The 16,684-nt window shown below is 33.4% G+C and carries 14 protein-coding genes and 1 riboswitch; of the genes, 3 read left to right on the plus strand and 11 right to left on the minus strand.

Features of this window, described 5'->3' with window-relative positions; genetic code table 11:
* Window positions 1-38 precede the first annotated feature (38 nt).
* The 6 genes from ACKTSU_RS07825 to ACKTSU_RS07850 all read right to left on the minus strand — a co-directional run bounded on the left by ACKTSU_RS07825 (window position 39) and on the right by ACKTSU_RS07850 (window position 6,331).
* Entirely contained in the window at window positions 39-779 is a 741-nt protein-coding gene (locus tag ACKTSU_RS07825) for a hypothetical protein (protein ID WP_408035820.1), read from the minus strand.
* Window positions 780-949: 170 nt separating this feature from the next.
* Window positions 950-1,822, minus strand: coding sequence for a M57 family metalloprotease (locus tag ACKTSU_RS07830; RefSeq protein ID WP_408035821.1), 873 nt, complete (start codon window positions 1,820-1,822; stop codon window positions 950-952).
* A 242-nt stretch (window positions 1,823-2,064) separates the two neighbouring features.
* Window positions 2,065-3,180, minus strand: coding sequence for a 3-isopropylmalate dehydrogenase (gene leuB / locus ACKTSU_RS07835; RefSeq protein ID WP_408035822.1), 1,116 nt, complete (start codon window positions 3,178-3,180; stop codon window positions 2,065-2,067).
* Window positions 3,181-3,190: 10 nt separating this feature from the next.
* Entirely contained in the window at window positions 3,191-3,772 is a 582-nt protein-coding gene (gene leuD / locus ACKTSU_RS07840) for a 3-isopropylmalate dehydratase small subunit (RefSeq protein WP_408035823.1), read from the minus strand.
* 1 nt (window position 3,773) lies between these two features.
* On the minus strand, window positions 3,774-5,156 hold the full coding sequence (gene leuC, locus ACKTSU_RS07845) for a 3-isopropylmalate dehydratase large subunit (RefSeq protein ID WP_408035824.1): 1,383 nt from the start codon (window positions 5,154-5,156) through the stop codon (window positions 3,774-3,776).
* A complete protein-coding gene (locus tag ACKTSU_RS07850; RefSeq protein WP_408035825.1) occupies window positions 5,156-6,331 on the minus strand; it encodes a 2-isopropylmalate synthase in 1,176 nt (391 codons plus the stop codon). The genes leuC and ACKTSU_RS07850 overlap by 1 nt, the downstream gene beginning before the upstream one ends.
* 132 nt (window positions 6,332-6,463) lie before the next feature.
* On the opposite strand from ACKTSU_RS07850, the gene ACKTSU_RS07855 reads away from it, so the two are divergent.
* The gene (locus ACKTSU_RS07855; protein WP_408035826.1) at window positions 6,464-8,026 is read left to right on the plus strand and encodes a hypothetical protein; all 1,563 of its coding nucleotides are present in this window, start codon (window positions 6,464-6,466) and stop codon (window positions 8,024-8,026) included.
* A 172-nt stretch (window positions 8,027-8,198) separates the two neighbouring features.
* On the opposite strand, the gene metF is transcribed toward ACKTSU_RS07855, so the two are convergent.
* The 3 genes from metF to ACKTSU_RS07870 form a co-directional block, all read right to left on the minus strand.
* Window positions 8,199-9,155 (minus strand): methylenetetrahydrofolate reductase [NAD(P)H], encoded by a 957-nt coding sequence (gene metF / locus ACKTSU_RS07860; protein WP_408035827.1) that lies wholly within the window; start codon window positions 9,153-9,155, stop codon window positions 8,199-8,201.
* Between the two features lie 228 nt (window positions 9,156-9,383).
* Entirely contained in the window at window positions 9,384-12,059 is a 2,676-nt protein-coding gene (gene metH, locus ACKTSU_RS07865; RefSeq protein ID WP_408035828.1) for a methionine synthase, read from the minus strand.
* 3 nt (window positions 12,060-12,062) lie between these two features.
* Window positions 12,063-13,079, minus strand: coding sequence for a homocysteine S-methyltransferase family protein (locus ACKTSU_RS07870; RefSeq protein ID WP_408035829.1), 1,017 nt, complete (start codon window positions 13,077-13,079; stop codon window positions 12,063-12,065).
* Window positions 13,080-13,129: 50 nt separating this feature from the next.
* Window positions 13,130-13,234: riboswitch (SAM riboswitch) on the minus strand.
* Between the two features lie 172 nt (window positions 13,235-13,406).
* Between ACKTSU_RS07870 and ACKTSU_RS07875 the strand changes: the two genes are divergently transcribed.
* Complete coding sequence (locus ACKTSU_RS07875; protein WP_408035830.1) at window positions 13,407-13,871, plus strand: cupin domain-containing protein; 465 nt, start codon at window positions 13,407-13,409, stop codon at window positions 13,869-13,871.
* Window positions 13,872-13,959: 88 nt separating this feature from the next.
* Here the strand turns inward: ACKTSU_RS07875 and ACKTSU_RS07880 are convergent, their stop codons facing one another.
* The gene (locus ACKTSU_RS07880) at window positions 13,960-14,463 is read right to left on the minus strand and encodes an ecotin (protein ID WP_408035831.1); all 504 of its coding nucleotides are present in this window, start codon (window positions 14,461-14,463) and stop codon (window positions 13,960-13,962) included.
* 385 nt (window positions 14,464-14,848) lie between these two features.
* On the opposite strand from ACKTSU_RS07880, the gene ACKTSU_RS07885 reads away from it, so the two are divergent.
* Window positions 14,849-15,406, plus strand: a complete 558-nt coding sequence (locus ACKTSU_RS07885) for a hypothetical protein (protein WP_408035832.1) — start codon at window positions 14,849-14,851, stop codon at window positions 15,404-15,406.
* A gap of 63 nt (window positions 15,407-15,469) precedes the next feature.
* Here ACKTSU_RS07885 and ACKTSU_RS07890 read toward each other — a convergent pair whose 3' ends face one another.
* Window positions 15,470-16,435: an IS110 family RNA-guided transposase gene (locus ACKTSU_RS07890; protein WP_408035591.1), complete on the minus strand. Its 966-nt coding sequence runs from the start codon at window positions 16,433-16,435 to the stop codon at window positions 15,470-15,472.
* Window positions 16,436-16,684: the final 249 nt, after the last annotated feature.

Here is a 16,684-nt window from a genome sequence, read left to right on the forward strand (position 1 = left end):
GAGATTTTTAAAAAAATCTCATCGCAAATTATAATCTACTATTTGTCTTCTGGCCAAGTACTTATTACATTACCTTTATCATCATAAGCCTCTAGTTTTATTTTATTATCCTCATCTATAATAAACTTCGCTCTTGTTTTTCCGTTAGAATCATATAAAAACAATCCATTTTGTTTTCCCGGTGTTTGTCCCAAAGCTACCCTTGGTACACCTCCTATCATTCCTTTTTGTTGATATTCTTGAAACTTAGCTCTTCTTTTTTCTGGATCTTGAATTGCTTTTAATTCCTCTCCTATTTTTTGAGACATTTCTTGGGTTTCATTATCACCTCTATCATTAAACACTAATCTTCCTGCTTTGTATCTTTTTCCGTCTTTCTTTGCATCAGTTGTTATTAACTGCATTACTTGATCTCCATCATATTGATCGAATGTTAATGATAAGCCTGAACTATGTCCTTTTTCAGTCTTTTTACCATCATAAATGAACCCTCCACACTCTATACCTTCTTCGTTATAAAAAAGCATTCCTGCTCTCTTTTTTCTTTCGTGATATACTCTTCCGTTAATTTCATCGCCTTTGCTAGGAAAATTTGCAGCATTAGTAATAAGCATTTTTACCGTTCCGTCATTTTCTATGATATTAATTCTTTTTACATCAATGGTATCAAACTGTGTATTTCCTTTATTTTTAAAGGCTACAGTAGTTAAAACTCCTATTAGTGCTGTTACACTTACTGCAAATGTTCTTAAAAAAATAAGTTCTCTTTTTGGGTTCATAATGGTGTGTTTTTTATAATTAGATACCTCAAAAGTATTTTGGACTTACGTTTTTTAAAACGTCTTTTTTATAAGCTCAGGAAAATAAATGATGAACTAAGGAATATATGCAATAAAAAACCACCGACTTTAATCGGTGGTTTACAATATGTATTAAGGTTAGTTAATTCTTAGTACATGTTTTGTAGTGCTGTAATATCATTACCATTAAACTCTCCATCTTCGTTAGAGCTAAAGCACGCTAACATAATTGAAGTTGGATCGTATCCTGTTGGTGTACCAGACACATGGTTAGCTCCTACACCAGCAGTACCTTCGTTAGTATTTTGTCCACAACTTTGACGGCTAAACCAATCTGTATGTCTAAATCCTACTGAATGCCCTATTTCATGTGTAATTACATGCTCGTTTACATTCGTTGTGTACCCTGATAATCCGTAGATTTGTACCCACTTGTAAGGTAAACCTCCACTTGGAAAACCTGCGCTACCACCTGATCCAGATTGATTTGGATTTCGGTATACTACCATATCTTTGTTAGAATAATCTGTACCAAAGCTTAGGGTAAAGCTAATAGACACACCACTTAAACGGTTATAATTGTCTACCGCCCATTGTAATGCTGTTTGCTCTTTACTAGAAAGACCGTATCCACCACCACCTGTATATCCTATGATAGAAATATTTCTACCTTGAGATACCAAACTGTTGGTTGAGTATTGACGACCAGATTGATTCTCATCCTTAGCATCTGCCAAAGTGAATAATTCTTGTTCTGTCATTACAACATCCTCTTCTAAGAATAAGCGTACTTCTGAAGTTCCATCAGGAAAGTAAAAATTATCATAACGAATATGATCTACATTTAGCTCTAATTTAGCTACGGCGTCAACTACCTCTTGAGGTACTGGTTTAAATCCTGGGTTATCGCTAGATTGCTCTATAACTCCTGACTCTTTAATTTGTTCGTTTTCACTTGAACATGAGGTGAAGAACACACCTACAGACAAGCCCATAATTAGGGCTAATTTTGTTTTTTTCATAATATGAAGGGTTTTTTTAATTCACTGTAAATCTACATTTTAGGTCTATATTTTTAATATAAAAACATAAAAAGTGTTAAAAAAAATAATATTTAAACACAAAAATCATAAAATATTAAAAACTAAACAAAGAGATGATTTTTTAAACAACTAATAAACACGCTATCAATAACTTAAAAACAAAACTTCCTTTAACAATAGTAGTTAAAAGAAGTTTACGGTTAATTTATGGTGTATATAACTTATATAATCGTACTTTGCCCCATGTGTACATTTTGAAAGTTGATATTACTATCTTCTTGATTATAGATGTAATCAGCAATAAAATCGCCTACTTTACTTGTTGAAAATGGGTTTTCCAGATTAATATCTTGAGTCGTAATTCCTAATTCTAATGATTTTTCAACCGCTGCTTCTACTACTTGAGCCTCTTGTGATAAACCTAAATGTTTTAATAACATAGCTGCAGATAAGATTGAAGCTAACGGGTTCGCAATATCTTTCCCTTTTGCTTGTGGAAAAGAACCGTGTATTGGCTCAAACAATGCATTTTCTTTTCCTATAGATGCCGATGCTAATAAGCCTATAGAACCTCCTATTACACTAGCTTCATCTGAAAGAATATCTCCAAAAAGATTTTCTGTTAAAATTACATCAAACTGTTTCGGATTTAATATTAGCTGCATCGCTGCATTGTCTACAAATAAAAAGTCAACTTCTACATCAGGATACTCACTTGCCATCTCCGTAACTGTTTTGCGCCACAATCTTGAAGTTTCTAATACATTAGCTTTGTCAACCAAAGTTAGCTTTTTACGTCTTTTTTGTGCTGACTGAAAAGCTAAATGTGCCATTCGTTCAATTTCTTCAACCGTATAAGAACAACCATCAAAAGCATGTTGTCCATCATCACTCAATTCTTTAATTCCAAAATAGATTCCTCCAGTCAGTTCTCTATAAATAGCAATATCTGTTCCTTCAATTCTTTCTTTCTTTAAAGGTGAATTATGGATCAACGTATCATATGCTTTTACAGGACGCACATTACAAAACAAGCCTAACTCTTTTCGTAAACGTAACAACCCTTGCTCTGGACGCACCTTAGCTGTAGGATCATTATCATACTTTGGATCTCCAATAGCTCCAAATAAGATAGCATCACTTTTTTTACATAACTCAATGGTTTTTTCGGGTAAAGGATTTCCCGTTTGGTCAATAGCACAGGCACCCATTAATGTTTCTTCAAATAAGAAAGTATGGTCGAACACATTACCTATTGCTCTTAGCACTTTTTTAGCCTGTTCGGTTACTTCAGGTCCTATTCCATCTCCTGGAATTACGGTTATATTGTACTTCATATATTTCTTTTTATACCATTTTTGCTTCAAAAGCTGTTATTTTATCTTTTTTACTGATTAAAAAATCAATATCATCATACCCATTTAACAAGCATAGTTTTTTATGCGAATTAATTTCAAAATCTACGTTCCCAATAGGAGTCTTTATTACTTGATTTTCTAAATCGACAATAATAGTAGTTTCGGGTACATTAGTTACTTTTTGTAATAGCTTTACTAAGTATTCCTTCGGAACTTGTATAGGTAAAATGCCATTATTCAGCGCATTTCCTTTAAAAATATCAGCAAAAAAACTACTGATAACTACCTTAAAGCCATAACCCGCTAATGCCCAAGCTGCATGTTCTCTACTAGAACCACAACCAAAATTATCTCCTGCGATTAAAATACTTCCGCTATAATTATCATTATTTAATACAAAATCTTCATTCAAACTCCCATCCTTTTTATAACGCCAATCTCTAAACACATTATCACCAAAACCATTTTTGTCGGTCGATTTTAAAAAGCGTGCAGGTATAATTTGATCTGTATCAATATTTTCTGTTGATAATGGTATGGCTGTATCAATCAGTTTTACAAACTTTTCCATCTTAATTTAAGTGTTTAGTAATGTCTATTATTTTACCTTCAATAGCTGTCGCTGCTGCTACAAGAGGACTTGCTAAAATAGTACGTGCTCCTTGCCCTTGACGTCCTTCAAAGTTTCTATTAGATGTAGAAACACAGTATTCTTTTGCTGGAATTTTATCATCGTTCATTGCTAAACATGCAGAGCATCCTGGTTGTCGCAATTGAAAACCTGCTTCTTCAAAAATGGTTTGTAATCCTTCTAACTTAATTTGTTTTGCTACTTGTTGTGACCCAGGTACTAACCATGCATGCACATTGGGTGCTTTTTGCTTTCCTTTTACATAATTGGCAGCTACTCTAAAATCTTCGATTCGAGAGTTTGTACAACTACCAATAAACACATAATTAATCGGTTTATCTATTAAAGATGCTCCTTTTTGAAAATCCATATATTGCAATGACTTTTCAAAGGAAGCATCATTTAAAAGGGGAATATTTTCAGAAATTTTTATACCCATTCCTGGGTTGGTCCCGTAAGTTACCATCGGTTCAATATCTTCTGCATCAAATGAGTATTCTTTATCGAATGCTGCATTTTTATCCGTTTTCAACGTTTTCCAATACGCTACTTTTTTATCAAACTCCTCTCCTTTTGGAGCAAACTCACGTCCTTTTACGTATTCAAAAGTTGTTTCATCTGGAGCAATCATACCTCCTCTAGCTCCCATCTCAATACTCATATTACAAACGGTCATACGTCCTTCCATAGACATTTCTTCAAATACATTTCCTGCATATTCACAAAAATATCCCGTACCTGAATTCGTACCTAGTTTGGCAATGATATATAAGATTACATCTTTTGGTAATACGCCATTTTTCAACTTTCCATTCACGTTTACACGTAAACTCTTAGGTTTTTCTAACAACAAACATTGACTTGCAAATACCTGTGCAACCTGACTCGTACCAATACCAAAAGCGATAGTACCGAAAGCACCATGCGTTGAGGTATGACTATCTCCACAAACCATAGTCATTCCCGGTTGTGTGATTCCTAATTCAGGAGCCATTACATGGACAATTCCATTATAGCGGTGACCTAATCCGTATAAGGTGATGTTATTTTCTTCACAGTTTTTGGTCAACTGTTCTAATTGATTTCGAGACAGCTCATCTTTTATTGGTAAATGTTGATTTACAGTTGGTGTGTTATGATCAGCCGTTGCAACAATTTTATCAGGTCGCGCAATTGGAATATTACGCTCTTTTAATTCATTAAATGCCTGCGGACTTGTTACTTCATGAATTAAATGCTTGTCGATATATAGAATTTGTGGTCCGTCTTTAATGCTATCAACCACATGCGCATCCCAAACTTTATCAAATAATGTCTTTCCCATTAGGCTATAGCTATTTTTGAAATATTGTTAACTTGTTTCATAATTTGATGAATGTCTTCATCAATTACTTCTTTTTGTCTGTCAGCAAACTGTAAGAAGGTTTTATAAGCAGTATCTAATTGAATTTTGGTTAATTCGTATCCAATCTTTTTAGCACGATATGCCAAGGCTGCTCTTCCGCTTCGTGCTGTTAACACAATAGCACTTTCATTAACGCCCACATCTGCTGGATTGATAATTTCATAAGTCTCACGATTTTTAATCACTCCGTCTTGGTGAATTCCTGAACTATGTGCAAAAGCATTAGCTCCTACAATAGCTTTATTTGGTTGTACAGGCATTCCCATTTTTTCACGAACCATCATACTTGTATCGTATAACAACTTGGTATTAATATCCGTTTGAAGGTTTAAGTATGGATGTTGTTTTAAAATCATTACCACTTCTTCTAATGCAGTATTTCCTGCTCGCTCACCAATACCATTAATTGTACATTCAATTTGACGCGCACCATTAATAGCTCCTGCAATAGAATTGGCAGTAGCTAACCCTAAATCATTATGACAATGGCAAGAGATAATCACATTCTCAATACCCTTTACGTGTTCTTTTAAATACTTTATTTTTGCTCCGTATTCTTCTGGTAAACAATACCCTGTAGTATCTGGAATATTCAACACTGTTGCACCTGATTTGATAACCTCTTCGCAAACTCTTGCTAGGAAAGCATTATCAGTTCTACCAGCATCTTCAGCATAAAACTCTACATCATCTACAAAATTCTTCGCATACGAAACTGCTTCTTTAGCTCGTCTAATTACTTCGTCTTTTGAAGCATTAAACTTGTATTGAATATGAGAGTCGCTAGTACCAATACCTGTATGAATTCTAGGTTTATTAGCAAACTTTAAAGCATCAGCAGCTACTTCAATATCTTTTTTTACAGCTCTCGTTAATCCGCAAACTGAAGCGTTTTTAACCAGTTTAGCAATCTCTTGTACCGAAGTAAAGTCTCCTGGGCTCGACACAGGGAAACCAGCTTCTATTACATCAACTCCTAAAAAATCGAGTCTTTCGGCAATAATTAATTTTTGTTGAGTATCTAATTTACATCCTGGGACCTGTTCCCCATCTCGTAAAGTGGTATCAAAAATTTGAATTTTATCGTTGTGCATAAATCTAACTATGATTATCAGAATAAAAACCAAATGTATATATTGGCTTTTCTAACAAACTCTTTTTAAATAGGTTAGTTACGATATCAAAACAAGAAAAAATAAAAACAAACTACTGAAAGACAAAAAGTTATGCGTAAACCAATTACATTCTCCAACCAACAAAATGACGCATTATTTGTTTTGATAAAGTCGTTATCAAAATCAGAAAAACGTCAATTTAATTTATATGTAGGTCGTTTGGGTGGTAATGTAGATGCGAAGTTCTTTTCCCTTTTTAAATTGTTAGAAAAACAAAAGTGTTACAACGAAAAAGCAATTATTGATAGCGGTGTTGTTAGTAAACAGCAACTTTCCAATTTAAAAGCTCACTTATATAAGCAAATACTTATTAGTCTTCGTATGAATCCTGCTCATAAAAACATCAGAATTCAAATACGTGAACAATTGGACTTTGCTACTGTTTTGTATCAAAAAGGATTGTACAAACAAAGCTTAAAACTCCTTGAGAAAGCAAAAAATATGGCAATTGAAAATGAAGAAAAAAATATTGCCTATGAAATTGTTGAGTTGGAAAAAGTGATTGAAAGCCAATATATAACCCGAAGTATCGACACGCGTTCAGATGAGCTAACCATTCAAGCAAAAGAACTCAGTCAGCAAAATGTAATAGCTAGTAAATTATCTAACTTATCGCTGCAATTGTATGGAACCTTATTAAAAAACGGGTACGTAAAAAATGATGAAGAACTGCAACGCGTAAATTCTTACTTCAATTCTAAGTTACCTGAATATTCGTATGAAAAATTAGGTTTTAGAGAAAAGTTATGGCTATACAAAGCTCATTTATGGCATAGTTTTTTGACACAGGATTTTTTACAGAGTTATAAGTACGCCAACAAATGGGTAGATTTATTTAAAAATGATTCTAAGAATATTTCTTTACATCCTGTTTTTTATTTGAAGGGGAAAAATTATTTATTAGAAAGCTTATTTTTTATCAAGCACTATGATAAATTTAAAGAAGAACTTTCTTTATTTGAAAAGGAAATTGAAGAGAAAAGTATTCCGCAAAATAGCAATACTGAAATCCTGACCTTTTTATACTACTATGCTAATAAGTTACATTTACACTTCTTAGAAGGTAATTTTTCAGAAGGTGAATATTTAGTAGATATTATTAATGAAAAAATTGATGAGTACAAGGATCGTTTAGACACGCATCATATTGTTGTATTTTACTATAAAATAGCTTGTTTATACTTTGGTATGGGCAAAAACAAAGAGTGTATTTTATACCTAAATAAAATCATCAAATCTAAACATATTGATGTCGCACAAGATTTACAATGTTTTGCTAGAGTATTGTGCTTAATTGCTCATTATGAATGTGGATTGGATTACGATTTAGAACGACAATTTAAAGATACCTATCGTTTTTTACTAAAAATGGAAAATCTTCAAGAGGTTCAAAAGGAGTTTATCTCTTCTATAAAAGCATTAGGCGATGTATATCCTCATCAAATAAAAAAAGAGTTTAAGAAGATATACGATCGCTTAAAAGTATATGAGAATCACCCTTATGAAAAAAGAGCCTTTTTGTATTTGGACATTCTCTCTTGGCTAGAAAGTAAAATAGAAAACAAACCTGTAGCGCAAATTATTCAGGAGAAGTTTGTTAGCACTCAAAAATAACGTTTTGTCTCTTAATGAGATAACCATGTCGTTACACTCCTCGTTATAACGTAAGAAATATTAAAAACTAACCTGTCATTTCGACCGAAGGGAGAAATCTCATAAAAATGAATAACTTGCTTTCATAAGATTTCTCACTCTTCGTTTCACTCGGTTCGAAATGACGATTTATTTAGAAAATGGCTTCAGCAATTTGTTGAATATTGGTTGATCTTCCCATTGAGTAATAGTGTAAAATAGGCACCCCTCTTTGTTGCAGCTCTTTACTTTGTGCAATACTCCACTCAATCCCAACTTGTCGTACTTCACTATTATCTTTACATTTAATCACTTCTTTTACCAACGCATCTGGTAAATCTACTTTGAATCGATGTGGAATTAAATTCAATTGCTTTTTGGTTGAAATTGGTTTTAATCCTGGAATGATAGGAACTGTTATACCTTCTTCTCTACATTTATCTACAAACTCAAAGTATTTTTGATTATCAAAAAACATTTGTGTTACTATATAACTAGCCCCGTTTTTTATTTTTTTCTTTAAAAAATGGATGTCAGAATCTAAACTTGGTGCTTCCATGTGTTTTTCTGGATAACCAGCCACACCAATACAAAAATCAGTTTTTGAGGAGTTTTGCAGGTCATCATCCAAATATCTTCCTTTATTTAAGTTTTCTATTTGAGTTACTAACTCACTTGCATACGCATGTCCGTCCTTTTCTGGCTTAAAATAAGTCTCGCTTTTTACTGCATCACCACGCAACGCAACTACGTTATCAATACCTAAAAAATCAAGGTCTATTAAGAAGTTTTCGGTATCTTCTTTGGTAAATCCTCCACACAAAATATGCGGAACAGCATCTACTTGATATTTATTTTGAATTGCCGCACAGATACCTACCGTACCTGGACGCTTTTTTACTACTTGTTTTTTTAACAATCCGCTTTCTAACTCTTTATACACGTACTCTTCTCGGTGATAAGTTACGTCTATAAACGGCGGATTGAATTCCATTAACGGATCAATATTTTTGAATATTGAATCAATATTATCTCCCTTTAACGGTGGAAGAATTTCAAACGAAAACAATGATTTTCCGTTAGCTTTTTCTAAATGTTCTGTTACCTTCATAAGTATAGCTTATAAAGGCATATTTAACTTACATCAGCGAAGCTGCAAACAACGATAAAACTGCCATAATTGCTAGCTGAATTGCAAACCTGATTTCTAATTGATATTTCTTCATTACATCTGATTTTTATACTGCAATATTACTACGCCTTTTTAGTTTTTATCTTAGCTTACTTAAAACTTATTGTTAATTAAATACGCTCTTTTTATTGGTTTTTTAATTTATTATTAATTGTCTGATATATTTGGATGCAACCATTTTCTGGCTTTTTCTAAAGGAATGTTCTTTCGTTCTACAAAATCCCTTACCTGATCGTCTGTTATTTTACCCAAACCGAAATATTTAGCTTCGCTATTGGCAAAATAATATCCTGAAACTGCTGCTGCTGGCCACATAGCTAAGCTTTCTGTTAAACTTACTCCTATGTTTTCTTCAACTTGTAAAAGCTGCCAAATCGTTTCTTTTTCTAGATGATCAGGACATGCAGGATACCCGGGTGCAGGACGAATACCTTTGTATGCTTCCTTTATCAACTCATCATTCGTTAAGTTTTCTTCAGAAGCATAGCCCCAATGTTTTGTTCTTACTCTGTGGTGTAAGTATTCAGCAAAAGCTTCTGCAAAACGATCGGCAATAGCTTGTGCCATAATAGCATTGTAATCATCGTGATTTTCTTTGTACTGCAATGCTAATTCATCTGCTCCAAAAATAGCGGTACAGAAAGCTCCCATATAATCCGTTCTTTCAGTTTCCTTTGGAGCAATAAAATCTGCCAAAGCAAAACTTGGTTTTCCTTCACGCTTTTTTAATTGCTGACGCAAGGTTCTAAATACTGCGACTTCTTTTCCTTTCTTTTGAACTGAAATATCGTCGTCGTTAATAGAGTTTGCCTCAAACAAACCAAAAATAGCTTTGGGCTTTAATGCTTGTTTTTCTATGATTTGTTGCAACATCTTTTGAGCATCTGCAAACAAATTGGTTGCCTCTACTCCTACTACTTCATCTTCTAAAATATCAGGAAACTTTCCGTGTAAATCCCACGAGCGAAAAAACGGACTCCAATCAAAATATGGTACCAAGTCTTTTAAACTTACTTGTTCTAATTTTTGTACGCCTAGTTCTTTTGGTTTAGAAATGTTAGTCGTATCCCAATCTATTTTGAATTTTCGCTCTCTAGCTTCCTCAATTGGTATGTAGTGCTTTTGTTTTCCTCGTTTTAAAAACTTATCACGAAACTCTTCGTAATCTTTCTTTAACTTGGCAACATACTCGTTTGAGGTTTCTTTATTCAATAAATCTCCTACTACAGTCACTGCTCTTGACGCATCGTTTACGTGTACTACTGCGTTTTTATACTGCGTATCAATCTTTACAGCAGTATGTGCCTTGGAAGTTGTTGCTCCTCCTATTAATAAAGGAATCTCCAAGTTTTGACGTTCCATTTCTTTGGCTAAATACACCATTTCATCTAACGAAGGCGTTATCAGTCCACTTAAACCGATGGCATCTACGTTCTCTTTTTTAGCGGTTTCTATGATTTTTTCTGGTGGAACCATCACACCTAAATCTACAATTTCATAATTGTTACAACCTAACACTACAGATACGATGTTTTTACCAATATCGTGCACATCTCCTTTTACGGTTGCCATTAATATTTTTCCAATAGCTTTTTGTTCCTCACTTTTCTCTGCTTCAATAAACGGATTCAAATACGCCACGGCTTTCTTCATTACTCGGGCAGATTTAACAACTTGCGGTAAAAACATTTTTCCTTCGCCAAACAAGTCTCCTACTACGTTCATCCCCGTCATTAAATGTCCTTCAATTACATGTAGTGGTTTTGCAACACTCAAACGAGCTTCTTCAGCATCTTCTTCAATAAAAGCGTCTATTCCTTTTACTAAAGAGTGCGTAATACGTTCTTGAAGTGGAAAACTCCTCCATTCTAAAACCTGCTCTTTGTTTTCTGCTTTAGTCCCTTTTACCGTTTCAGCAAATTCTAACAAACGTTCAGTAGCATCATCTCTTCTATCTAAAACAACATCTTCAATATGTTCTAATAAATCCTTCGGAATGTCATCATACACCTCTAACATGGCTGGATTTACAATTCCCATGTTCATTCCTGCTTTGATGGCATAGTAAAGGAATACTGAGTGCATCGCTTCACGAACGACATTGTTTCCTCTAAAAGAAAATGATACGTTACTTACACCTCCACTCACACTAACATGTGGTAAATTTTCACGTACCCAACGGGTAGCTTCGATAAAATCTAACGCATTTTTTCTGTGTTCTTCCATTCCCGTAGCTACAGGAAAAATATTTAAATCGAAAATGATATCTTCCGCAGGAAAACCAACAACATCCACTAATATTCTATAGGAACGCTCTGCGATTTCAATTCTTCGTTCGTAGGTGTCTGCTTGTCCTACTTCATCAAAAGCCATGATAATTACAGCGGCTCCGTATCTTTTTATCTGGGTAGCTTCCAAAATAAATTTTTCTTCTCCTTCTTTTAAAGAAATGGAATTCACCACCGATTTTCCTTGTACTACTTGTAAACCAGCTTCGATAATTTCCCATTTAGAACTATCAATCATAATAGGAACTCTGGCAATATCAGGTTCGGAAGCAATTAAGTTTAAGAAACGAACCATCGCTTCTTTTCCATCAATCAAACCATCATCCATATTAATGTCGATGATTTGCGCTCCTCCATCTACTTGATGACGCGCAATTGCCAGGGCTTCATCAAACTTTTCTTCTTTAATCAATCGAAGAAATTTACGCGATCCTGCTACGTTTGTTCGCTCTCCAACATTGATAAAATTACTTTCGGGTGTAATAATTAACGGTTCTAACCCCGATAATTTCATGTATCTTCTTTCCTCACTCATCTACTAACTATTTTGTACTGCTGTAATAAATTCAGCTTTTCGTGGTTTGTACTTCGCTGCTACTGCTGCAATAGCCGAAATATGCTTAGGCGTAGTACCGCAACATCCACCTATGATATTGATTAAATTTTTCTTCAAATATTCCTCTATCTGATTGGCAGTTTCTTCAGGAGTTTCGTCATATTCTCCAAAGGCATTCGGTAATCCGGCATTCGGATGTGCAGAAATGGCAAAATCCGTTTTAGAAGCAATCGCCTCTAAGTGTGGTTGCAACAAATTGGCTCCTAAAGCGCAATTAAATCCTACAGATAACAACGGAATATGAGAAATCGAAATCAAAAATGCCTCGGCTGTCTGTCCTGATAATGTTCTTCCTGAAGCATCGGTAATTGTACCTGAAACCATTATAGGAATGTCTATATTTCGCTCTGTTTTTACCTCTTCAATGGCAAATAAAGCGGCTTTGGCATTTAAGGTATCGAATACGGTTTCTACCAATAAAATATCTGAACCACCATCAATTAAGGCTTCTACTTGTTGCTTGTAGGCAATACGTAATTCATCAAAAGTTACCGCTCTGTATCCTGGGTCGTTTACATCAGGAGACATACTTGCCGTACGGTTTGTAGGTCCGATAGACCCTGCTACAAAACGAGGTTTATGCGGTTCTTTCGCAGTGAATTCATCTGCTACTTCTTTGGCTATCTTAGCAGATTCGTAATTTAACTCATATACCAAATCTTCCATTTGGTAATCTGCCATGGCAATAGTAGTTCCTGAAAAAGTGTTGGTTTCTACAATGTCTGCTCCTGCCGCAAAGTACTTTCTGTGTACTTCTTTTACGGCTTCGGGTTGCGTGATGGATAACAAATCGTTGTTTCCTTGTAACGGTGTTGGATAGTCTTTAAAACGTTCTCCACGAAAATCTTCTTCCGTAAATTTATATTCCTGAAGCATGGTTCCCATAGCGCCATCGAGCACGAGAATTCGTTTTTGTATTTCTTGATAAATGTTTGACATTCCTGATATTTAGTGTAATGTTATCAGGAAAAGAGGAAAGAAAATTCTTTTCGTTATCTCTCTGCCAAAGCAGTAGAATGTAGCACCTTCTTTGTTTGCACAAAGGGTTGCTAAGGTTTCAAAGGGTCTATTCCCTCCACCTTTCTTGATAACATCAATACGTTAATGAACGGGGCAAAGTTATAGTATTATTTTTTAGTCACCAAAACTAAAATAGATAAAAGAAAAAAGATCACTTCTAAAAATAAATTTCAAGTAGATTTCATCAACAATAGTATTTGATTTTTTAAATATTTTAACTATATTAAATACCTAAAAATCAACAAGATGAAAACAAACAAACTAAACCTGTTAACCCTTATCCTAGCTTTTTTAGCTATCGGATTAAATGCTCAAAGCAATGGTGTTTCAGACACTGAAATGTCTATTGCGACAACTGTTAATGATAAGAGTTTGAAATGGCTTCCTGCTCCTGATTTCTTTCCTAATTGTTCTTTTACAATACTTCACGGTGATATAGCTAAACCTAATTTAGATTTTTTCTTTAGAATAGAACCTAATACTGAAGTTATATCTCATACACATAACTCTCCTGAACGAATGATTTTAATTTCTGGAAATTTGGAAGTACAATACGAAGGAGAAAAAGCGACCGTATTAAAAGCGGGTTCTTATGCTTATGGTCCTGCAAGAAAACCACATAGGGCCAAATGCTTAAACAATGGACCTTGTGTTTTATTTATTGCCATGGTAGATCCTTTTGATGCAGTGCCTATTAAAGAAAAAAAGTAGTGTATTAATTCTATAAAAAGGAAAAGCAGCAAATAGTATTTGCTGCTTTTCTCATATAAAACTGTTATAAATCACAGTACTTTTAAGTTTATTTTTGTTTTACCTCACTAGCATGATATACATCATCTTCTGCCTTGAATATCTTAAATTGAACATCGTAACCTTCTGGTACATAAATAACAATTGGTAATTTCCCGTTGTATCTTACTGTTGTTGGTTGACTGGTAACAAACTTTCTGACTGTACTACTTTCAAAACAAGCCTTTCTAGTAGATATAACTCCACCATCGGTAGTAAAATCATAATACGAATATCCCCATCCTTTAAGATCCTTTTTTTCTATATTTCCTACAAGACCGTGCTTATTACAAGTATCTACTTCCATCCATTTTCCGATAACAAATTCTATTTTTTTGTTACTATCGTTTTCTGAATGAGGAACTTCAATAACCATTTGTTTAAATCCTTTTTCTGGTTTAGGATAAATTGATAAATCTACTTTATTTAAAGATGTTTGTCCAACTGCCATAGAAGTAATAGTTAAGAATGTTATTAAAAATAATTTGTTGATTTGCCTTGAAAATGTTCTCATAATAAAATAATTTTCCTAGAGCTTTTCAACATGTATGCCAAAAGTTAATCTAACCAAGACTTTTGTATTCATTGTTAAATCATTTACCATTCTTTTAACAACTATGGAAAGTAATGTTAGAATACAAAGACATTGCCTGCTAGTTTGTTAGATAGTTAATTACTATATCTAAAACTTACTAATATAACCATACATTTTTTGTTCACTTTTTATTTTGTTTTATATTGGAGACTTGAAACAAGAAAAATAAAATTGCTAAAAATTCTACTTATCATGTTTAAAAACACGGATAAAAGAAGTTTTAGTTCTTTTATAACAAGTTGTGGTGCATTTACCAAAACGAACGCTGGAATCAAAAACTTACTAAAACCGAACTAAAATTTTAATGAATTTTTCAAGACATTGTGATTTATGCGAAAACCAAATAACGAGTCTTGAAAAAGGATTGACTTGTAATTTGACCAATAAAAAACCTAATTTTAATAATACTTGCTCAAAAATTACACTTGACAAAAAATTTCAAGAAAAGTTAGAAATTGCTAATCTCGAATTGGAAATAATTCGCAGAAACCAAAAGTCAACACATTTGACTTTCTACGGCACAATAATTATTGGTTTTCTTTTAATACTTCTTGGTTACTTTTTATCTGACTGGAAAATATTTAGCTTGTATCTATGGTACGTGAAAATTGGAATGATTGTAGCTGGATTTTCATTTCTTGGAACTGCTTACTCTAAACTGAATAAATATAGAAGAGAAAATAAAAAAGCGGAACTGAAAAAAAACAAAATTGATGAAGTTCTAAATAAATACGGAATTTCATATCAAGAAAACTTTGATTTTAAAGAAAAAATTCACGGAACACAAGAAGTAATTATGAACATTGAATTTAAAAATTGGACAAAAAGACAAACAACTAATACTTATAAATTTGACTATTAAAAATAATAAAAACGACACCACAACAAAGAACTGAGGTAAAAAACAAGTAAATTTTATACTTTTTTAAACCAAAGTACTTTTATAATTTGCATCATAAGGCAAACCACTTTTTATTATTGCAAAAGCTTGTTTTAGTAGCTTATTACACACCGCTATTAAAGCAAGTTTTTTACTCTTACCCTTAGCTACAATTCGGTCATAAAGTTCTCTACATGTTTTGTTGTATTTGCAAGCATTAAAACTACACATAAACAATAAATTTCTAAGCTTTGGATTACCCATTTTACTTATTCGAGGTCTTCCTTTTTTACTACTGCCTGACTCTCTAATAGTAGGAGTTATACCTGCGTAACTACACAACTCTTTTGCTGAAGTAAAACGCTTAAATCCATCGGTAAAAACTAATAACATTAATGCTGTTTTACCCCCTATTCCTGGAATAGACTTTAATAAAGTCACTTCTTCTTGATAGCTCTTTTTTACATTTTCTAGCAACAAATCTTCTAATTTAACCATCTCTTTTTGTATATTTTTTAGCTGTCTTTTTAAGGAACCAACTACCAATTTCGATGGAGTTCCTAATACTGATTCGCCATGAAGCTTATTCTTTAATTGAGTAGATTGTTTCGTATAAACACTCAACAAACGTACTATTTGTAAACATTCTTGTTGTTCCTTGCTCTCTCCTTTCCATATAGAAGGGGCTTGACTTACACCATAATTATATAGCTGCTTTGCATCACTCTTATCCGTCTTTACTTTTGATAAATTCATTTGAATAAAACGTTTTATTTTCAACGGATTTTCTACTGATACCAAAACTCCTTTTTCTGTTAAAAAATAAGCTAATCGTACATGATAATACCCTGTGGCTTCCATTATACAATGAGTTAAATCACTTGTGATTAACAACAGCTCTTTAAAGCCTGATGCATCATTTTTAAACTGATACCAATTACCTTGATAATCATACACATCTAAAACATCTTTACTTACATCGATTCCTAAAAATTGTTTATTTTTACTCATAAGAAAAAAGGATTGGAAAGAAAAATAACTACTATCAATTCAACAACTTGAAATCGAGATCTTGGTCTCACAGAACTGAACGAATTTAAAGTAGTAAAGCGTAGGGATTATCAATGTTGACGAAATCTAGGTTTCAACGTATATCATAACCTTACTCTACGCTTTTTTCTTTCTGGTTTTTATTACTAAATTTAAACAATTGCTAACTTAAGATGTATAACCGCAATTACGGCGGATTCGACTGCGTCC

The sequence above is a fragment of the Tenacibaculum aestuarii genome, assembly GCF_964510395.1.
Lineage (GTDB): Bacteria > Bacteroidota > Bacteroidia > Flavobacteriales > Flavobacteriaceae > Polaribacter > Polaribacter aestuarii.